This window comes from Shewanella sp. CAL98-MNA-CIBAN-0140 (genome assembly GCF_040309905.1).
In the GTDB taxonomy this organism is placed as follows: domain Bacteria; phylum Pseudomonadota; class Gammaproteobacteria; order Enterobacterales; family Shewanellaceae; genus Shewanella; species Shewanella psychromarinicola.
In genome coordinates this window covers 192,293-212,954 of the sequence record NZ_JBEOPI010000003.1, presented here as the reverse complement: position 1 = coordinate 212,954, position 20,662 = coordinate 192,293, and the positions used below count along the sequence as shown (strand labels likewise).

Here is a 20,662-nt window from a genome sequence, read left to right as displayed (position 1 = left end):
CGGGAGTAGGACTTGAACCTACGACCTTCGGGTTATGAGCCCGACGAGCTACCAACTGCTCCATCCCGCGTCCGATAAATACTGCTTCAATCTGCCATGTTAAACTTGCTAGTTAGCGCGTTTAACTGTCTGCTTCAAAGCGGGGCGAACTATAGCGATCCCCGTTTATATTTGCAAGTAAAATCTAGGGGTAGTCTTTTATTTGCTGGTAAAATAAGCGAGTCACTGCTTTATCGTACGATATTGAGAAATTAACCCTAAAATAAGCGAATTTTGCAGCCCATTTCGATAAGTCATTGGGGTTATGTGTTTGTGCAGGTATAATGTTGCACTGAATTTTGCGTAACCGATGACTGACTAATACATGTTTAATTTTTTTGCTGCAGCCCCAAAGGGGTTCGAATATAGCCTTGCTTCTGAACTTAAAGAGTTTGGCGCAACCGACGTTAAAGAAAGTGTTGCTGGAGTGTATTTTTGTGCTCCACTAGAACTGGCTTATCGAATTACATTATGGACTCGCCTAGCGAGTCGTATCGTATTAGTGATCTATAAAGGAGCTTGTGATTCTGCTGAGCAACTTTATAACGCAGCATACTGCATTGATTGGCCATCGCATTTTTCCCATAAAAAAACCTTCAGTATTGATTTTCATGGCACGGGTGGTTTTATTAATAACACTCAATTTGGTGCGCTGAAAATTAAAGATGCTGTTGTAGATCGCTTTCGCGATGATGGTACAGTGCGTCCGGATGTTGAACGTGTCAATCCAGATTTTAAAATTGATGCTCATTACCGTAATGGTCAACTAACTATTTCAATGAATTTCTCTGGCGCTTCATTACATCAACGCGGATACCGTTCAACAACAGGTGAGGCACCATTAAAAGAAAACCTTGCTGCCAATATGTTGGTACGTAGTGGCTGGCAAGCAAATCCAATTACTGTGCTTGACCCATTTTGTGGTAGCGGTACGATATTGATTGAAGCTGCATTAATGGCTGCAGACATTGCTCCTGGACTTAAACGTGAAAAATTTGGTTTCGAAAATTGGCAGAGCCACAATAAAGCCATGTGGCAGGTTATTTTTGACGAAGCTCAAGCGCGTGCAACCTTGGGTAAAACACGTTGTAAACTCAAATTTTACGGATCAGATATAGCACCGCACTTGATTTCTATTGCTCAACGTAATGCTGAAAATGCTGGCGTAGCTGAATTAATTGAATTTAGTGTTTCAGATGCGCTGGATGTGACGCCTCCCGTAAGTGAAGGCTTTTTAATTTCGAACCCACCCTACGGTGAGCGTTTGGGAAATGTCACTGAACTTTTACAACTCTATTACCAGTTAGGTGATAAGTTTAAGAAAGAGTTTGGTGGCTGGAAAATTGCCATGTTATGTAGCGACATAGAGCTGATTTCATCGCTTAAATTAAAAGCGGATAAGCAAATGAAAATGTTCAACGGTGCATTAGAATGTGCTTTTAACATTTATACCTTACACGCAAACAGTACTCGTCGAGATGTGCCTGTATTGCCAGAAGGTGCTGATATTACTGATATCGCCCCAGCATTTGCTAATCGTATTAAAAAGAATATTAAACAGTTTGAAAAATGGGCTAAAAAAGAGCGCATCGACAGTTACCGTTTATATGATGCAGATTTACCAGAGTATAACGTTGCGATTGATAAGTATGTCGATTATGTGGTTATTCAAGAGTATTCAGCTCCAGCAACCATTCCAGAAGCAGTGACTAAACGTCGTCTTAGTGACGTGCTATTAGCATTGCCAGGCGCATTAGGTATCCATCCCGATCGCATTACCTTAAAAACCCGCGAACGTCAGAAAGGCGCCAATCAGTATCAAAAGATTGACGAGCGTAAATTGGAAGTTATCACTCAAGAATATGGTGCTAAATTCAAGCTTAACTTAACCGGTTATTTAGATACTGGTTTGTTTCTTGATCATCGTGTTACACGCAAATTGGTCGGTGATAAAGCAAAGGGCAAAAATGTCCTTAACTTATTCGCTTATACTGGTTCTGCATCTGTACATGCTGCGATTGGCGGGGCTAAATCGGTCACTACAATCGACATGTCTAATACCTACATCAATTGGGCTAAAGAAAACTTCGCCTTAAATGGATTGTCCGGTAAGCAATATGACTTTATTCAAGCAGACTGCTTACAGTGGATTAAAGACAACAGTCAACAGAAGTTTGACCTTATTTTTATTGATCCTCCTACGTTTTCAAATTCAAAACGCATGGAAGACAGTTGGGATGTACAACGGGATCATGCAGAGATGTTAGGCGGATTAATTAAACTACTGTCTCCAAATGGCGAACTTGTTTTTTCAAATAACAAGCGTAAATTTAAAATGGATATCGAAACGTTGAACCAAGCGGGTATCGACGTGACTAATATCGACCATCTATGTTTACCGCTGGATTATAAACGTAATCCACATATCCATAATGTGTGGCTACTGACTCATGCAAAAAAATAGTGCAGTAGCTTATGTGCTTTATCACACAGAGGGTTGCCATCTGTGTGATATAGCCCAAGCACTGGTTGAGCAAACCGCAATACATTATCAGCACATCGATATTTGTGATAACGCATCACTTACAGAGCGTTATAACATGAGCATTCCTGTATTTGTACAGGGAGAGCGTGAGTTATTCTGGCCTTTCGATGCCGCACAATTACAAAAATTTTTAGGAGTTTAGATTGAGTCTGGTACGGATTAATAATGGCTCGTTAGCCTACGGTTACATTCCTTTGCTGCTAAATGCAGACTTTACCATTGAACCTGGTGAGCGCGTGTGTATCGTCGGTCGTAACGGCGCCGGTAAATCAAGTTTAATGAAAGTGCTATCAGGTGATGTATTACTTGATGATGGTGAGTTTAATATTACAAATGACGTTAATGTTAGTCGTTTACAACAAGACCCACCTAAAGCAGAAACCGGAACGGTTTACGCTTATATCGCGGCGGGTCTTAAAGAAATTGGTGAAGCGTTAGAAAAGTATCATCAATTATCTCATGATGTTGCAGAAGCTAATCCTGAGCAGATGGATCGTATGCTCAATCAAATGCAGCGTCTGCAAGAAGTGTTAGATCACAATGACGGTTGGCAATTAGATTCGCGTATTATTCAAAACTGTCAGTTATTAGGCTTAGATCCCGATCAGCCATTGAATGAGTTGTCTGGCGGTTGGCAGCGTAAAGTGGCATTAGCTCGCGCACTCGTTGTTAACCCTGATTTACTGCTGCTTGACGAACCTACTAACCATTTAGATATCGATACCATTGAGTGGTTAGAGCAATTCTTATTAAGCTTTAAAGGCGCAATCGTGTTTGTAAGCCATGACCGTGGCTTTATTCAACGAATGGCAACACGTATTGTCGATTTAGATCGTGGTGTGGTCATTTCGTTTCCAGGTAACTACCAAGCATATTTAGATGGTAAGCAAGAATGGTTACGGGTAGAAGCCGAGAAAAACGCTCATTTCGATAAAAAACTTGCTGATGAAGAAACCTGGATCCGTCAGGGTGTTAAGGCTCGTCGTACTCGAAATGAAGGTCGTGTTCGAGCGCTAAAAGCATTACGAACTGAACGTAGCGAGCGTTTAAATCGTCTAGGTAACGCCAAAATGGCCGTGTCTGACGCCGATCGTTCTGGAAAGTTAGTCTTTGATATTAAAGATCTTAACTATAATTTACCGGATAAAAATTTAGTTAAAAACTTCAGTACTACGGTAATGCGTGGCGATCGTATAGCATTAATTGGTCCAAACGGTTGTGGTAAATCGACATTAATCAAACTGTTGATTGAAAAGTTACAACCCCAGTCTGGCGAAATTAAAGTCGGCACTAAGTTAGACGTTGCCTATTTTGACCAGTATCGTGAAGCGCTTGATCCTGAGAAAACCGTAGAAGAAAACGTGGGTGAGGGTAAAAGTACCGTCACTATTAATGGCCAAGATCGTCATATTCTGAGTTATCTACAAGATTTCTTGTTTTCACCCATGCGTGCCCGTACGCCGGTCAAAGCACTTTCTGGTGGTGAAAAGAATCGTTTGTTATTGGCGAGATTATTATTACGTCCAGCAAATCTAATTATTCTAGATGAACCAACAAACGATCTTGATATTGAGACCCTAGAGTTGTTAGAGTCACTACTTGCTGATTTTGAAGGCACATTACTCATAGTCAGTCACGATAGAGCATTTATTGACAATACTGTCACCAGTAGCTGGTGGTTTGCAGGTAATGGTCAGTGGGCAGAATATGTTGGTGGTTATCAAGATGCGGTGGCTCAAGGCGCAAAATTTTATTCTGAGGAACCAGTTGCCAGTAATGTTGTCCAACCTGCAGCAGTGGTTGAAACAAAGTCTGTAAACATCCCTGAGAAAACAGCCAAAAAACTGTCTTATAAATTGCAACAAGAATTAGATACGCTTCCGGGCCAAATGGAACAGCTCGAGCAAGAAATTGCGCAAATGCAGTTAGCCGTAGGTGGTGCTGATTTTTATAATCAACCGCAGGATTCGGTTAATAAAGCACTGCAGTTGTTGGCAGAAAAAGAACAAAATTTAGACGTTTGCTTTGAGCGATGGGAAGAGCTTGAGTCACTGAAGTAAAGCATAATAAAACAGGAATAGTTACATGAAGTTAAAGTTTGATAAAGCCTTATCCCTTGTTGCGATAGGTGTATTAAGTGTCATTGGAACAGTTCAAGCTGCGCCAGTATATGAAATTGTTAATATTGAAGATTTCGACCTAAATGGCACCATTGACGGTACACGTAATGGCTATGCCATGGCGGTGAACAGTGAAGATGAAGTTGTCGGTATTTCAAAAGGTAAAAAGAAACTTAGCACCGAAGACATTGAAGGCGGCATCATTGATGTTGAAGATGGTATTTCTGATGCGGAAGAAATTACCTATTCAGTATTAACACCAATAGAGGCAAATAACTTCACCGTCACTACCAGTGCAAATGCCGCTGAAGGCGCTTGGAAACCTTCATTTTATAGCCTAGCTGGTACTACTAATCCTACTGACGAAGACAGTGATGGTGAACTAGTTGTTAATTCAATTGATAGCTTCTTCTATGGCCTTAACAGTAATGGCACCAAAGTAGGTGCTTATACTGGCGTAGAAAAAACCTTAGCTTATGAAGGTACCAGTACCACCCAAGAGCTTTGGTATTATCGTGATTTTGAACTGCGTGCTATCGCAGTGAAAGATGACGTCGAATATTCATTGCTTCCTCCTTACACTACCTATGAACGTCTACAAGACGGTGATACTAGCGCTGCGACCGTTGAGTTAGGCGGTTCATCAGTAGCAGCGGACGTAAACGATAATAACCTTGTTGTCGGTTATGGTAGTACCGCATTAGTGTCATCAAGTGTTGACCGTGTAGATAGCTGTATTGCAAGCGCAGAAGACACCGATGCAGATAATCCTACGCCACTCGCTGTTTGTATTCAAGATTCTCAGTATCCAGACACTAACAGCCGTCGTTACATTCTTTATCAAACACGCGCTTTAGTGTGGGATTTAAACAACCTAGACGATACCGGTGTACCTGAGCGAACTCAATTACCGTTAGGACTGACTCCAGACGATGATTCAACGCTAATTTATACTGCCCAAGCATTAGGTGTTAACGGCAATGATGATTTGGCCGGACGCTCACATGTTTATCGTAATGGCGACACCGATAAATTATATTTTGATGCTGCTTACTGGAAAAAGAATGCCAACGGTGAATATCAATATAATTGGGTAGATATGGATGACGACGTCACTAGCTCTATCGCATATGATATTAACAATGATGGTATGTTAGTGGGCAGTTATCGCAAATATATTGGTGGTTATTTACGTGATAAATTCTTCACGTTAGATACTAATAATCCAGAACAAGGAATTGTTACGCCGAATGACTTCCAAACCACATTGTCGGATTTAAGTAGCAAACCTAAAGATATCAATAATAAAGGCCAAGTTGTCGGTTATATTGAATCAACTTACGACAAAGAAAAGCCTCGTCCAAAAGTGGGGTTCTTATTTGACAATAACACCAGTGAGTTTGTTAATTTAAATGATCGCCTTACCTGCGGTTCTAAAGGCTACGAACAGAATACCGATGGAGAGTGGGCTCGTCATCAAGTGAGTATTCAAGACGGCACCGGTGAAATTTTAAACTACAACACCGACATTCAAGTTGTTGAAGCTAATAATATTAATGAAGACGGCACTATCGTCGGTACGGCGTTTATTCGTAAACCACAATATCAAACAGATGCCATTACTGGTAATGTGCTTGTCGGTGAAAATAACCTACCGTTATTTGAACTAGACGGTAACGGCGACCCAGTGACAGCGTATTTGCCGCGAATGGTGATTTTGAAGCCAACTTCTGGTGAAGCGTGTAACACATCGGATGCCGTTGAAGAAGAGGCTTATGTACGCAAAGGTGCGGCCAGTTTTGCTTGGTTATTCACCTTGCCATTATTATGGTTACGTCGCCGAGTGAAAAAATAGGCTTACGGTAATCACAGTCATTTAGCACCTCAAACATGGGGTAGTCTAGAAACACAGAAAATCGAGGATAAATTCCTCGATTTTTTTTAACTTAATTCTCAATACTTTAATAAAAAAGCATTAAAATGAGGTTATTTTTAATTGATTTTGGTCAAAAAACGTTCTATTCCTATGTTTAAGGCTTCAGCTTCATCATGTCAAACAGAAGCCTGTCACTGAAGAGGACGTATGCATGAAAAGACAGAAAAGAGATCGTTTAGACAGAGCATTTTCAAAAGGATTTCAAGCCGGAGTAGGAGGGCGTTCTAAGGAGGTTTGTCCCCATTCGAATCTGGATTCACGGTCTCAATGGTTAGGCGGATGGCGTGAAGGTATTGATGGCCGTCTTAATGGCCTATTTAATAAGTAACACTTAACTTAACAAGCAACACTTAACAAAATGCCCTCACGACGAATGTCGGAGGGCATTGAATAACGTAAATTAACGCTGTCACCACATAAGCGAGTGTATTTAGAATGTTGATGTGTCGCTGAAAATACCCACTTTCAAATCAGTTGCTGAATATATTTGACGGCCATCGACTTCCATCGTGGCATCTGCAATACCCATCACCAGTTTGCGGTGAATCTTACGTTTAATATTAAGCTTGTAAGTGACTTTCTTTGCATCGGGCAAAACTTGTCCGGTAAATTTCACATCACCGACACCTAATGCACGACCTTTCCCTTCAGCGCCTTCCCAGCCTAGGAAGAAACCGACAAGTTGCCACATCGCATCTAGGCCTAAACAACCAGGCATTACTGGGTCAGTGATAAAGTGACAATCAAAAAACCAAAGATCTGGGGTGATATCGAGTTCGGCAACAATTTCACCTTTACCATATACACCGCCATCTTGATTAATGGTAATGATACGATCAATCATCAACATATTGTCGACAGGTAAACGTGGTCTATTTGGCCCTAAAAGATTGCCATGACCACATGCGACAAGTTGCTCTTTAGTGAAACTATTAGCTTTTTCCATTTAAATCGGTACCACTTAATTGATTGATAATCCCAATAAGATAGCGAACACGTGTAAGCTAAACAACTCCGATCACTAAATAATCCGTAATCGAGCTAACAATTTAGCAAAAAAGTTCAATTCCACGTCGTCATCATCTTGTCCTGCTAATTTATCTAAACGCTGTTGTACTAATCCGTACAGCGTATTTTCAGCAAAGTCGTTCTCTTCATTGGCGACTCCAGCAGGCATTTGCATCAGTAGTTCAACCGCTTGATCCATATGCTCAATAGCATGGATATGAAATAATCCTGTATCAATGGCTTCAATTACAACAGGTTCGAGATTAAGCTGTAATACATTGGCTTTAGGCATAATAACACCTTGTTCTCCTGTTAAGCCCCGACGTTGACATAAATTAAAGAAACCTTCAATTTTTTCATTCACACCACCAATAGCTTGTACATTGCCAAACTGATCTAATGCGCCCGTTACCGCTAAACTTTGGATAATGGGCTGTTCTGCTATGGCAGACATTAAACAGCAATACTCAGCGAGTGAAGCGCTATCACCGTCGATTTCTTGATAAGACTGCTCAAACACAATATTAGCATTGAGATGTAGAGGCGCATCACGGCCAAAAATACGGTACAAGCAAGCCGAGAGGATCATCATGCCTTTTGCATGAATATTGCCACCCAGCTCTGATTTACGTTCAATATCTGCTACTTCACCGTCACCGTAATGAACAGACGAGGTAATTCTTGCTGGTTCACCGTAGGTATAATCGCCTGTATCTATAACAGTCAGGGCATTAATTTGGCCTACCATAGCGCCTTTAGTGGGCAGATTTATAAAATTGTCATCAAAACTTTGAGCCGAATATACTTCAGAGCTATTGTGACGGAACTTTAATTTTTCGAGTGCTTTCGCTATCGCAGAAGCATTTAATACAGATTGACCAGAATAAGCTTTTGCTTGTCCTAATAGCTGCCTAAACTCCAACATACTTAAGCTCAAACGTTGCTGATGTTCAACCAAACGAGAGCTATACCAAAATAACGGTAATAAACTTGATAGCTCTAACTCAACCGATTCAGCATGGGCAAGAACGTTCAGCCACTGCACATATGAAGATTCAGGATGCTGTGTCAAATCGACTTCATTACTCATTTCAGCCAGTAACGGGAAGTGACGATTAAAGTTGCGATCTTCAACACGAAGCTGACTATACGATAACCCAGAGCCCACAAGCACAATTTTACAATTAAGTGGGATCGGGGTTAACTCATTATTGATACGATAAAAACCATCGTGGATAATTTGCATCAACAAATCCCACAAGCTTTCACGCTGCCATAATGACGTTAAGCAAATAAACACAAAATGATTTGTCGCCAATGCACCAGGTTTATACACGCTGGATTTATCCGTTTTAATCATTTTCCCGAGCAGATCTGCCCGGCGAATCGTTCCTTGTAAATAACAACAAAGCGACTCTTGTTTGGCAATAATCCCCACATGTTCAGGGGGGAGTGTTTGCTGCCATTTAAACTGAATATCTCCATCTTCTTGCGACTTTTTAGTGGCAACAAGGTAATGGTTTGAAGGCGTATTCGCTTGGGTAACCAACGCATCGATAAATAGTGGTCTATCGACACCCAAAAAATCAGCAAGAAATAAATGTTGCGAATCAATTTTGCTCATTAGTTTGAAGGTATCAACAACGCGTTCTTGGCCAAGTAATATATGACTTGGGAAAAAAGCTGAAGTCGATGGATCAGGTAAATGATATTGAGGAGCGAGTTTGGCACTAGGCAATAGCGTTGAATTCATATAGTGGTAATTTAGCTGCGACAACGAAAAATAATACAATGATATTAGCATAAAGCGCCGTAAAGCCTTAGCAGATTCCACCCTTAGAGGTCATCTCATGGTTATTGAGGTGATTTCAGCCCACAAAAGCCATCCAACGGACCTCGGCGTTATTAAATAATGCTTCAATGACGACAAAAATATGAACATGCTGATTAAATGCTATGCATTCAGATGTTTTTTTTTAATTTATGGTTTACAACCAAACGCGTTACTTATATTATTCAGCCCGTTCGGAGGGATGGCAGAGTGGTCGAATGCACCGGTCTTGAAAACCGGCAACGGTTTATCCCGTTCTAGGGTTCAAATCCCTATCCCTCCGCCACATTAAATACGAGAAAAGCCGTTGATTATCAACGGCTTTTTTTGTTTTTGGCGTTTGAGGGGCTCTCCATAAGGATTGACTCAGACAATGTATCTTTATCGAGCACCCAACAACGTATACTTCACACGTATCTGTTTAGCCAAATATTTACGCGACAAGGGCTTCCCTTTTGACGTAAAAGTCTCCTTACTGACTCGCGACAGAGCTGAAGCGGTCATCCGTAACATCGATGTTGCCGGAGCACTCAAAAAAATCATCAGGTCTATTGACCATCAAACCCGTATTAATGATTTTATTCGCTACGTTGATGAGGTCATTAACCATCTTAGAGCTCAGTTTGATGCTGATGATTCTGATATTACGTTCAACATCACGCAAAAACCTCATGCTATCCCCATTAGAGACACAAAGTTGTCTCAGCATCGTGAAACCACAGCTGTTGCGCAAGCAAAGCCTGTTATTGGGTTAAACGAAGCATTAAGCGCATTTATTATTTCAAAACAAAAATCAGCCATTCGGCCGCTGTCTATCAAGCAGCTTGAGCAGCGTACTCGGCATTTTATTGATACCGTATCATCAAAATCCATTCTTAAAACCAAGCTTAAAACTGATGATAAATGTGTGCATGACATCACCAGTGCTGATGCGATGACCTATCGAGATGCTTTACTGACTCAAGGCCGAAGCTACAAAAGCAATAAAGAATACCTAGCTGCTGTATTCCAGTTCTTCAAGTGGTGCCAATTAATGAATTACTGCACCAGTAACCCCTTTGAAAGCGTTACTGTCGGACAAAAACCAAAAGCTAAACCGAATCAAGCTAGAGACCGCTGGACGCACATTGAACTTAAACGACTACTTCGCAGCTCATCATTCAAGGCTTCAACAACCGATTTCAAATGGGTCACCCGATTAATGCTTTATGGCGGCTTAAGACCCTCAGAAGCCTGCCAGCTTAAACCTGGAGATATCAAGTTAATTGAGGGCATACACTGCATTAGCGTTGATGATAGTGGCGCTGTACAACGATTAAAAAACCTCAATGCTAAACGTTATGTGCCCATACATCAGCGCTTGCTTGAGCTAGGCTTTATTGCGTTTGCTGAGCAACGAAAAACAACACATACCCAGCTGTTTGATTATAAACCTGTCGGCATCATTGAAGATTGGTCAAAAACCTACTGTAAACAGCTCGCCAAGCTTCAAACCGAGATAGGCATGCAAGCGAATCAGCGTCCAACCGCCTACGGCCTCAGACACACGTTTATCGATGAAATGAAGCAATTAGATATCAGCGAGCATATCGTGGCGCAAATCGTTGGCCACGCTAATCCCAACATCACATATAGCCGTTACGGCAAGGATGTAAACGTTGCAGCATTGCTTAAGGATATTGAGAGAATTGAATATGGTATTTGATGATCGGGTGTGGTTAATAAATAAACTTTAAACCTAAATTAACAATCTGTCTCGATTGGCAGTAACAGTGTCAGTTGAGGCACAAACACTGCCAAAGCTGTAATTATTTCGCTACAGTAGAGAGCGAAAATTAATGGTATTGAAAATGGCTCGCAGTCAGTGAGTGCGAAGCAAAAAGCAGCCCACAATGATGTGGGACCAGTACGTAACCCGGTACGCAACTATCCCACTTTTTGTTCCAAAAAGGTCGGATAGTTGCTCGGGCAAGGGGAACCCCCTTTGAACCCTAAAGGCCTATAATGCGCCTGTTAAAAACAGGAGCATTATGGGCGCAATCTACTGGGTATTTTTTATTGTAAACAATTTAAGGTGTGCCAATTTTGAATTGAGTAGTTCATTATTCTAATTGTCGATCTATTTGGGGTTATCACAAATCCAGCCTGAAATGTTACATGGCTATTGATTTGGCTTCACTAATAACCTTATTCTGTGATTCAGTTGCCTTCTTGATAACCTCCGCATACACACGCTCTTTCTCTGCAGAACTTGCGTTCATAACAAAGGCTGAAAGCTTAGATGTGGTAACTTTATTTTTAGATACATTTGTCGACATAGGTTTCTCACATAAAACAGTCTAAAAAATAGGCTCAGAAGGTAAGTTTAACAGCCTTATTAATTCTGTGCGAGTGTATTCATTCTTAATATGATGCTCTACCGCTGTAATATTGTCATGGTAAATACGAGTGCTACCATCGTTGTTTTTTATAAGTAAATCTATCTTAATCGAAGCACCGTATTGGGTTTTGACTTGCCTAACGACTTTTTGTGAATTTAAGAATTGATCAATAAATATAGAGGGTAAAATACCACGGCCTTCAAGCTTTTCTCTTGCTTGTACAAATTCCCAAGCTAACTCAGGCTCTTGATACACAAAAATAATGAGTATTGCTCGATTTCGCATTAAGGAGCGATCAATATTTTTGCAGGCAACATCAAAGTTTGACAACGTTCCATCTAAAATAAAGCTTTGGTCATTATTGAAAATTCTGTCTAAAGTGCGTTCAACTATAAAGCTGACTGCTAAAGCTGACTGCTTTTTGAAACAAATACGAGTTTTTACCTGTGTATTCTTGGAAGTAAACTCTTAGTTCATCAGGGTCAAGTCTTATAATTCCTGTTTCATCAAACACTTCAATAAACGCTTTTGACGCCTCTGTTTTACCTGCGCCAGGAGAACCACACATAAAGATAGAGACGGGCTGTTGATCTGCGGGATATTTGCCTAAATCGGTCAGTTCACGTGCTATACGAGTTCGATTTGCTTTTGCAAATATAATTGCTTGAGTTTCAATTTCAGTCTCTTGCTCTGTCATAGCCTGTGGTAACGTTTCTAGAATAGAACAGCATGATACCAGTCAATATAAATTGGGTATAAATATATCTGAGTTTTTTATACGCATGGGAATCGACAATGCCACCGCCTATCGTTATTGAGGAGCTGCCTGCAACAATTTGGCCGTATCCAAGCCATGCAGTATCCTAGCGGCGAGCATGTAGCCTATCGTTTTGACGACAATGGTTATTTAATCGAAGACTACCAACGTTTTACTGATGGTTCTGAGCAATCACTGCGCATAATCGATGAGTACAGCGCCTTTGGCAGTATTAATCAACAAACGTTCAGTAACCATTATGTTCAACAGTTTAGCCGTAATTTGGCCGGTTCACCGACGAGTATCTGTACCAGTTCTTCTGGAGGGTGCAGCACTATCGGGGTGCAATACTTAAATTATGATTATGATGGAATGGGTAACTTAGCCTTTCAACACAATGTGATTACCCAGTTCAAAGAAAGCTACAACTATGACGAGCTCATGCGGGTTGATGACTCAACTAAAACGTACAAAGGTATCACCTATGCTGCGGTTAATTATGACTATGACGCCGCAGGTAATATCCTTGTTAAAGGCGATTACGGTAGTCAGTATCTTTACGGTAGTGTAGGCAAAGGTGCTGGCGGTAATGCAGGCCCTAACGCCATTAGGCAGTTTATCCGTGGTGGTACAAAAACGTTCACCTATGACAATAACGGTAACCGGCTCACAGGTGATGGCGTAACGTTAACCTATAACGACCAAAACAAGCCGTTAACGGTAGACCGCAATAATGTAAAAAGTACATTCAGTTACGATGCGAATGGTAACCGCTATAAACAGGTTAAACAGCAAAGTGGTAGTGTGGTATCGACCACGTATTATGTGGGCAGTTTTGAGCGTGAAGTGACCTTAAGCAGTACGGTAGATAAAACCTACATTGGTGACCACACCATTAAGATGAAAGCCCATGTGGGCAGCTTAGGTAATCAATCACCGTTCCAGCATGTACTCCGCGACCATTTAGGCAGTGTCGATACCTTGATGGATGCCAAAACCGGTGCCGTATTACAGCACCGAGGTTATGATGTGTTTGGTCGTCCAAGAGACATAGCATCAGGTAATGCGTTACTATCTGGTACTAATTGGCAAGGTGTCACCAAAGGTTATACAGACCACGAGCATTTGATTGACCAAGAGCTCATTCACATGAACGGGCGGATATACGATTTCAACATCGGCCGTTTTTTAAGTGTTGACCCGTTTTTGCAGTTCCCAGAGAATAGTCAAAGCGCTAACCCGTATTCGTATATTTTGAATAACCCGATGAGTGGGACAGATCCTACGGGGTATAGTGCTGTTCGAAGTGGTAATGCATCTGCTTGGCGTGTCGCCAGTTGTGACAGTAATTATGGTAATAGTTGTGCCAAGACGCCTGTTGATAACATTATGGCACAGTGGGGCTTGAGTAATGGACAAAGCAATGAGTCATTAGCCAAACAATCACGGCAACGTCGCAATCAAAAGAAAGATAAAGCGACAGAAGGTAAAGGGGGGGAAGAGGGATTTAGTGGTACCAGTGGAGATAAAGCTGCTGCGTCAGGTTGTTCGTATGAGGCAGCATCAACATGTTCTAGCGCAGGAAGATATAAGCGGATAAGCAAAGATGTTGGGCTGATGGATGGTTATGACATCAAAGGGTTGAGTGATACGGTATTCGTTAATAATGATACAGGGTTTAAATCAGCACTGTTTGAGGATACTGTTGATGGAGGTTACTTGCTTGGCTATGCAGGAACAGATTCATTAAATGATGTTGATGATATAGTTGGTCACTTCTTTGGGATAGAGACTAGTCAGCACAAAGAAGCTGCAACAGTAGCAATGAGAGTGAGTAAAGCTGTTAATGGAAACCTATCCTTTACTGGGCATTCGTTAGGGGGAGCACTAGCAACAAGGGCCACTGTTGCCACAGGATTAAAGTCGACTATTTTTAACTCTCAAGGTTTTAATTTTGGCTCTATGAGTCAAGCAAAAATTAGTACAGTCAACCGCTTAATAACTTCCTACAAAAGCAGTAGAGATGTATTGAGTTTATTTCAGGATTATACACCATTTACTCATAATGCCGCTGGAAATCAGCGTTCATTAGGAAGTGCTGGTTATCATGGTATCGGTGCTGTTTGTAAATCTTTAGGGACTAGCTGTAGCTATTAGTTTAGGAATGATTATGCGTAAATTAATGTTTTTGATTTTGATTTTGTTAGCGATGGGGTGTAATGATGAGTTGGAGGCAAAGCCGAATTTGCTTAAGAGTTTAGATGAGTTATATGCGAACACATCGATTCGGGGTCTAGCTGAGGCTGCCGGAAATGGAGATGTTAAGCTTATTGAAAAATTGGCTGCCAAGGGTGTTGATGTAAACAGTACAGGTGCAAACGGTATGCCTGTACTATTTTGGCCCCTTAGGGAGCAAAATAAAGAAGGCTTTCAAAAGCTTCTAGAAATGGGGGCTAATCCTGATTTGCAATGGAGTACTGGAAGCTCTATTACGGAATTAGTTGCTGGGATTGAAGATACAGATTATTTAAATATGGTTCTGAAGGCTGGCGGCAACCCAAACTTGATTAACGCTAAATCAAATAAGCCCCCAATTTTTCAGGCAGTTAAATTTGGTTTTTTAGATAATATTAAAATCTTGTTGGATTCAGGTGCGGATATTGATAATGCCACCAACTCTGCTGGTGAAACCCCTATTTTTGATGCGTTAGCATTGGGCGATTATAAGACTGCTTTATTTTTAGCTAAATCAGGTGCTAACTTAAAAGTGACAGATACATGGGGTAACCCTGTAGGGTTTAGCTTGAAAAATAGACTGGACACCCCGGAGATTGGGGATAGTAATTATCAATATTACAGAGAGTTTCTTTCAATTTTAAATGCAGACCCCATAAAGCAGCAGTAAAATAAAGGTTGCTGTGAAGTATCGGTAATAATTAAGACACCCAAGATTATTGGCTAAATATTGAGCGCTCAACTACGCTTTATTTACCCTTTCCAAACGGTAATTAAAGATGGCCAGACCAAGACAAACCCTCGTGAGTTTAGAAGATACGCCTTACTATCACTGCTGTTCGCGTGTGGTGCGTAAGGCATTTTTATGTGGTTTTGATAAATCCACTGGTGAGAACTTTGAGCATCGGCGTGAGTGGGTTGATTCACGCATTCTTGAGTTAGCGACCATCTTTGCTATTGAGATCTGTGCTTATGTCGTGATGAGTAACCATTTGCATGTAGTGTTGAAAGTCGATGCTGACAAAGTAAAACAGTGGTCAGATAAAGACGTGCTAACTCAATGGCACAAAGGCTTTAAGGGCACGTTGCTTACGCACAAATACCTTAAAGAGGAAGACCTTAACCAGTTTGAGCTTCAAACGGTTAATGAATGCATTACCGAATACCGTAAGCGCTTAATTGATATCAGTTGGTTTATGCGTTCACTCAGTGAGCCCATCGCCAGAATGGCCAACAAAGAAGATAAGTGCACAGGCAGATTCTGGGAAGGCAGGTTTAAGTCTCAAGCATTACTTGATGAAGCCGCAGTACTCGCCTGTATGGCTTATGTTGATTTGAATCCAATTCGTGCCAATATGGCAGCAACCCCCGAAACCTCAGATTACACCAGTATCCAACGTCGAATAAATTCAGCAATGAAAGGTGAGCAACCACCAGAGCTATTACCGTTTGTAGGTAATGAGCGACTCAATATGCCTAACGGGCTCATGTTCAGCGTGAAAGACTACATTGTACTGGTTGAAGATACTGGTCGGATTATTCGAGAAGATAAGCGTGGTGCCATTAGCTCAAGCAGTCAGGACATACTGAATAGGCTCAACATCCCCGCAGAGAATTGGCTTAAAATCACCACAGAGTTTGGTGCATTATTTAAAGGTGCTGTCGGTGCCTTACCTGCGTTAACCGAATACTGTGAGCATTTAGATCGAAAACGACGACAAGGCGCTGCAAATTGTCAGCGCTGGCTGTGCGCTTAAGCATTAATTCTTGAAAAACCACCATCTTCCTTCTACTTGATTGATATCAAGGTTTGCTGCTTTGTTGAATTTCTTAGATGACCATAAATCACTAATTTAACGATAATATTTTAGTTATATCGATAGAAATAGGTGAGTTGAGCACGTCTATCGTAACCCTCGCCAAAGCTATGAAAACGAGTTATGTTATTTGTTCAAAAATGGTTGGCATCGTTTTTTTGGTGGCATCGTTTTTTGTTAAAAATGGGTGGCATCGTTTTTTTGCCTATAATGCCGCAGGTTTACCTGTATTAATCCAAGATGTGCTGGGCAGTAAAATTACCGCTCGCTATAATGATTTAGGCCGCAAGGCATGGTTTAACGACCCGAACATGGGGGTCTGGAACTTTACTTATAATCAATATGGCGAACTTGTAACCCAAAAAGATGCGCGCAATATTACAACCACATTTAGCTATGACAAAGCCGGTCGTCAAACGAGTCAAACAGGTCAGCAAACGCGAGCTTGGGTATATGATGCCAATGTGGGTTACGGTAAGTTATACCAGGCTAAAGTCGATGGGCATATTCAAACTCATAGCTATGATACCGCTGGGCGCATTAAGCAAACCGTTACGGCTATTGGTAGCTTAAGCTTTACTGAAAAATATGCCTATGACACTCAATTTGGCCGTATCAAAGCCATGCAGTACCCTAGCGGCGAGCATGTGGCCTATCGTTTTGACGACAATGGTTATTTAATCGAAGACTACCAACGTTTTACTGATGGTTCCGAGCAATCACTGCGCATAATCGATGAGTACAGCGCCTTTGGCAGTATTAATCAACAAACGTTCAGTAACCATTATGTTCAACAGTTTAGCCGTAATTTAGCCGGTTCACCGACGAGTATCTGTACCAGTTCTTCTGGAGGGTGCAGCACTATCGGGGTGCAATACTTAAATTATGATTATGATGGAATGGGTAACTTAGCCTTTCAACACAATGTGATTACCCAGTTCAAAGAAAGCTACAACTATGACGAGCTCATGCGGGTTGATGACTCAACTAAAACGTACAAAGGTATCACCTATGCTGCGGTTAATTACGACTATGATGCCGCAGGTAATATCCTTGTTAAAGGCGATTACGGCAGTCAGTATCTCTACGGTAGTGTAGGCAAAGGTGCTGGCGGTAATGCAGGCCCTAACGCCATTAGGCAGTTTATCCGTGGTGGTACAAAAACCTTCACCTATGACAATAACGGTAACCGGCTCACCGGTGATGGCGTAACGTTAACCTATAACGACCAAAACAAGCCGTTAACGGTTGACCGCAATAATGTAAAAAGTACATTCAGCTACGATGCGAATGGTAACCGCTATAAACAGGTTAAACAGCAAAGCGGTAGTGTGGTATCGACCACGTATTATGTGGGCAGTTTTGAGCGTGAAGTGACCCTAAGCGGTACGGTAGATAAAACCTACATTGGTGACCACACCATTAAGATGAAAGCCCATGTGGGCAGCTTAGGTAATCAATCACCGTTCCAGCATGTTCTGCGCGACCACTTAGGTAGTGTTGATACCTTGATGGATGCCAAAACCGGTGCCGTATTACAACACCGTGGTTATGATGTATTTGGTCGCCCAAGAGACATTGCATCAGGCAATTCGTTATTATCTGGTACTAGCTGGCAAGGTGTCACTAAGGGCTACACAGACCATGAGCATTTGATTGATCAAGAGCTTATTCACATGAACGGGCGGATATACGATTTTAACGTCGGCCGTTTTTTAAGTGTTGACCCGTTTTTGCAGTTCCCAGAGAATAGCCAGAGCGCTAACCCGTATTCGTATATTTTGAATAACCCGATGAGTGGGGTTGACCCAACAGGGTATAGATCTGAAGAATTAGACGAGGTTATATCAGGTAAGGCGTTTGAGAAGCTTGAGAAAGATGAAAGTGGGAATCTCTATGTGACAGCTGATGGGGAAACTTATAAATTAACTTCAGTTTCAAATGGCGAGAAGAACTTTTCTATATCATTTGACGGTAATGGTGGCGGTACCGCGCAAGTTGGTAAGGTGTCTGGGGCAGTTAACCTGCATAAAGGAGATAGTGGTACTAATGTAGATAGTTCAGGGTTAAATGGTACTGAAACAGCCTGCTTCGGTAGTGCTTGCTCTCCTTCTGATTTAGGATTACAAGAGCAAGATTACGACCCATCTATTTGTGATAATGGTAACTATTGCAAAATCGAAAGCGGAAAAACAGAAATTAGATCTCATACACACGAAAGCGAAGAATATGCATATGTTGGTATTCTGACCGATACGAGTTCCGACTCCCCACCAGGATTGCCATGGAACAGCAAAAAACCATGGAGGGACGGGCCTCACGATATGTCTGCTAAGTTTTTGAACAGTAAAATGTTTAATGAATATATAAGAGATAAAATTGTTTCTCAAAAATTTCAGGTTACTGAAAGAGTCTTGATTTTTGCGGATGCAAATGGAAGTGCTGGTCAGCGCATCTTAACTCCGAGGGTTGTGCCGATAGGTAACCGACAAACTCGCTATTCAAATCCAAGACGCACTGGGAAGTTCAAACTGGACAATCAACTCCATAAGGGCGCTGTAGTATGCGCTCATACGATTACAACGTGTTGAGGTTTATATGAAATTTATAGCTATTCTAATTACAATTATGTCTGTTTTTGGGTGTCGCGAGGCTCAGTCCGAGACGATAAAGTCAGCAGCGCTTATGACATTGAATTGTAAAGTTGATTTAGAACGTTTTGCGGCAAAATCTTCTGAGGCAACAACTCTGCCTTTAGCTGTTGACCTTCAGCACTCACCAGAAATAGAAGGTGTCATCATTCTTGAAGGGGAGCCTAAAGCCTACGTAAAGGCACTAAACAAGTTAAATGACGTACTCAATAAATGCGAAGCCAACTCATTCACAAGATTCAAACTTTCAGGGAATGTTAGTCAAGACCTCAGTAGCGAGTTGAGTAAATCCGACGCATTTATCAGAGTTGAGAATGGCTACCTATATCTTTATAGAGTTTTGTGATGAATAAGAAGAATAACATGGCCATATATGGACGCTCCCGGTGAGTCAAGATAATACTCTGCTCACCGAAGGCTTTTGGGCCTTAGTTTTCTGTACAACATTCTCACTCTTATCGTTGCTTTTGATGCGCTAATTTACCGCTAGAAGTGGTTTTACTACCCTGATATTTATAAAGTCGCGGGCTTAACAGTGAAATCTGAACCTAATGAAATCAGTTCATAATTATTGACTTTTTTCAACTTCAGGAATAAAGTCAATCTTAGTTAGCAATTGCAGGGTTTGAAGATATAAAATTCTGCAACCAAATGAATTTAAACGACTATTTTAACTATTTAATTTGAGAGTCTGGGTTCAAATCCCTATCCCTCCGCCACATTCAACAAAAAGGCCTTATCGAAAGATAAGGCCTTTTTGTTTGGGCGAAAGATAGGACTTTGAACCCAAGGGTTCCTCTTTGTTACAAGCAAGCTATCCCTCCCCCAAGATTCAAAACAAAGGCCATCAGAAATGATGAGGCTTTTTGTTTGGGCGACAGATAGGACTTTGAACCCAAGGGTTCCTCTTTGTTACAAGCAAGCTATCCCTCCGCAAGATCCAAGAAAAAGGCCTTATCGAAAGATAAGGCCTTTTTGTTTGGGCGAAAGATAGGACTTTGAACCCAAGGGTTCCTCTTTGTTACAAGCAAGCTATCCCTCCACAAGATTCAGACAAAGGCCATCAGAAATGATAAAGCCTTTTTGTTTGGGCGAAAGATAGGACTTTGAACCCAAGGTTCCTCTTTGTTACAAGCAAGCTATCCCTCCGCAAGATTCAAGACAAAGGCCATCAGAAATGATAAGGCCTTTTTGTTTGGGCGACAGATAGGACTTTGAACCCAAGGGTTCCTCTTTGTTACAAGCAAGCTATCCCTCCGCAAGATTCAAGACAAAGGCCATCAGAAATGATGAGGCTTTTTGTTGGGCGACAGATAGGACTTTGAACCCACGGTTTTCTCTT

At 41.4% G+C, this 20,662-nt stretch carries 15 protein-coding genes and 1 tRNA gene; 12 read left to right on the top strand and 4 right to left on the bottom strand.

All coding sequences use genetic code 11. The features are described 5' to 3' along the window. Positions 1–364 precede the first annotated feature (364 nt). From rlmKL to rmf, 5 genes are all read left to right on the top strand, one after another. Positions 365–2,503 carry a bifunctional 23S rRNA (guanine(2069)-N(7))-methyltransferase RlmK/23S rRNA (guanine(2445)-N(2))-methyltransferase RlmL gene (gene rlmKL / locus AAEY93_RS03090; protein ID WP_124013614.1) on the top strand — a complete coding sequence of 713 codons (2,139 nt, stop codon included), beginning with the start codon at positions 365–367 and terminating at the stop codon, positions 2,501–2,503. Beyond that, on the top strand, positions 2,490–2,726 hold the full coding sequence (locus AAEY93_RS03085; protein WP_124013613.1) for a glutaredoxin family protein: 237 nt from the start codon (positions 2,490–2,492) through the stop codon (positions 2,724–2,726). The genes rlmKL and AAEY93_RS03085 overlap by 14 nt, the downstream gene beginning before the upstream one ends. A gap of 1 nt (position 2,727) precedes the next feature. Continuing rightward, positions 2,728–4,644 carry an ABC transporter ATP-binding protein gene (locus AAEY93_RS03080; protein ID WP_124013612.1) on the top strand — a complete coding sequence of 639 codons (1,917 nt, stop codon included), beginning with the start codon at positions 2,728–2,730 and terminating at the stop codon, positions 4,642–4,644. Positions 4,645–4,669: 25 nt separating this feature from the next. Beyond that, entirely contained in the window at positions 4,670–6,559 is a 1,890-nt protein-coding gene (locus AAEY93_RS03075) for a DUF3466 family protein (protein ID WP_124013611.1), read from the top strand. A gap of 232 nt (positions 6,560–6,791) precedes the next feature. Continuing rightward, complete coding sequence (gene rmf, locus AAEY93_RS03070) at positions 6,792–6,968, top strand: ribosome modulation factor (RefSeq protein WP_011638106.1); 177 nt, start codon at positions 6,792–6,794, stop codon at positions 6,966–6,968. 102 nt (positions 6,969–7,070) lie between these two features. On the opposite strand, the gene fabA is transcribed toward rmf, so the two are convergent. Together fabA and AAEY93_RS03060 are read right to left on the bottom strand one after the other, a co-directional pair. Beyond that, positions 7,071–7,586, bottom strand: coding sequence for a bifunctional 3-hydroxydecanoyl-ACP dehydratase/trans-2-decenoyl-ACP isomerase (fabA, locus tag AAEY93_RS03065; protein ID WP_101030261.1), 516 nt, complete (start codon positions 7,584–7,586; stop codon positions 7,071–7,073). Between the two features lie 75 nt (positions 7,587–7,661). Next, positions 7,662–9,401, bottom strand: coding sequence for an AAA family ATPase (locus AAEY93_RS03060; RefSeq protein ID WP_351074895.1), 1,740 nt, complete (start codon positions 9,399–9,401; stop codon positions 7,662–7,664). Positions 9,402–9,675: 274 nt separating this feature from the next. Here AAEY93_RS03060 and AAEY93_RS03055 point away from each other — a divergent pair. After that, a tRNA-Ser gene (locus AAEY93_RS03055) sits at positions 9,676–9,765 on the top strand. A gap of 87 nt (positions 9,766–9,852) precedes the next feature. Continuing rightward, complete coding sequence (locus AAEY93_RS03050; protein WP_351074881.1) at positions 9,853–11,184, top strand: tyrosine-type recombinase/integrase; 1,332 nt, start codon at positions 9,853–9,855, stop codon at positions 11,182–11,184. A 634-nt stretch (positions 11,185–11,818) separates the two neighbouring features. On the opposite strand, the gene AAEY93_RS03045 is transcribed toward AAEY93_RS03050, so the two are convergent. Together AAEY93_RS03045 and AAEY93_RS03040 are read right to left on the bottom strand one after the other, a co-directional pair. Continuing rightward, entirely contained in the window at positions 11,819–12,205 is a 387-nt protein-coding gene (locus AAEY93_RS03045) for a zeta toxin family protein (RefSeq protein ID WP_351074893.1), read from the bottom strand. Positions 12,206–12,245: 40 nt separating this feature from the next. After that, the gene (locus AAEY93_RS03040; protein ID WP_351074879.1) at positions 12,246–12,557 is read right to left on the bottom strand and encodes a zeta toxin family protein; all 312 of its coding nucleotides are present in this window, start codon (positions 12,555–12,557) and stop codon (positions 12,246–12,248) included. 156 nt (positions 12,558–12,713) lie between these two features. On the opposite strand from AAEY93_RS03040, the gene AAEY93_RS03035 reads away from it, so the two are divergent. The 5 genes from AAEY93_RS03035 to AAEY93_RS03015 all read left to right on the top strand — a co-directional run bounded on the left by AAEY93_RS03035 (position 12,714) and on the right by AAEY93_RS03015 (position 19,666). Further along, complete coding sequence (locus AAEY93_RS03035; RefSeq protein WP_351074877.1) at positions 12,714–14,774, top strand: RHS repeat domain-containing protein; 2,061 nt, start codon at positions 12,714–12,716, stop codon at positions 14,772–14,774. 13 nt (positions 14,775–14,787) lie between these two features. Then, positions 14,788–15,522 (top strand): ankyrin repeat domain-containing protein, encoded by a 735-nt coding sequence (locus tag AAEY93_RS03030; protein ID WP_351074875.1) that lies wholly within the window; start codon positions 14,788–14,790, stop codon positions 15,520–15,522. A 109-nt stretch (positions 15,523–15,631) separates the two neighbouring features. Continuing rightward, positions 15,632–16,609 (top strand): transposase, encoded by a 978-nt coding sequence (locus AAEY93_RS03025; protein WP_351074873.1) that lies wholly within the window; start codon positions 15,632–15,634, stop codon positions 16,607–16,609. Between the two features lie 221 nt (positions 16,610–16,830). Further along, a complete protein-coding gene (locus tag AAEY93_RS03020) occupies positions 16,831–19,260 on the top strand; it encodes an RHS repeat domain-containing protein (RefSeq protein WP_351074871.1) in 2,430 nt (809 codons plus the stop codon). A gap of 7 nt (positions 19,261–19,267) precedes the next feature. Then, positions 19,268–19,666: a hypothetical protein gene (locus AAEY93_RS03015; RefSeq protein WP_124011610.1), complete on the top strand. Its 399-nt coding sequence runs from the start codon at positions 19,268–19,270 to the stop codon at positions 19,664–19,666. Positions 19,667–20,662 lie beyond the last annotated feature (996 nt).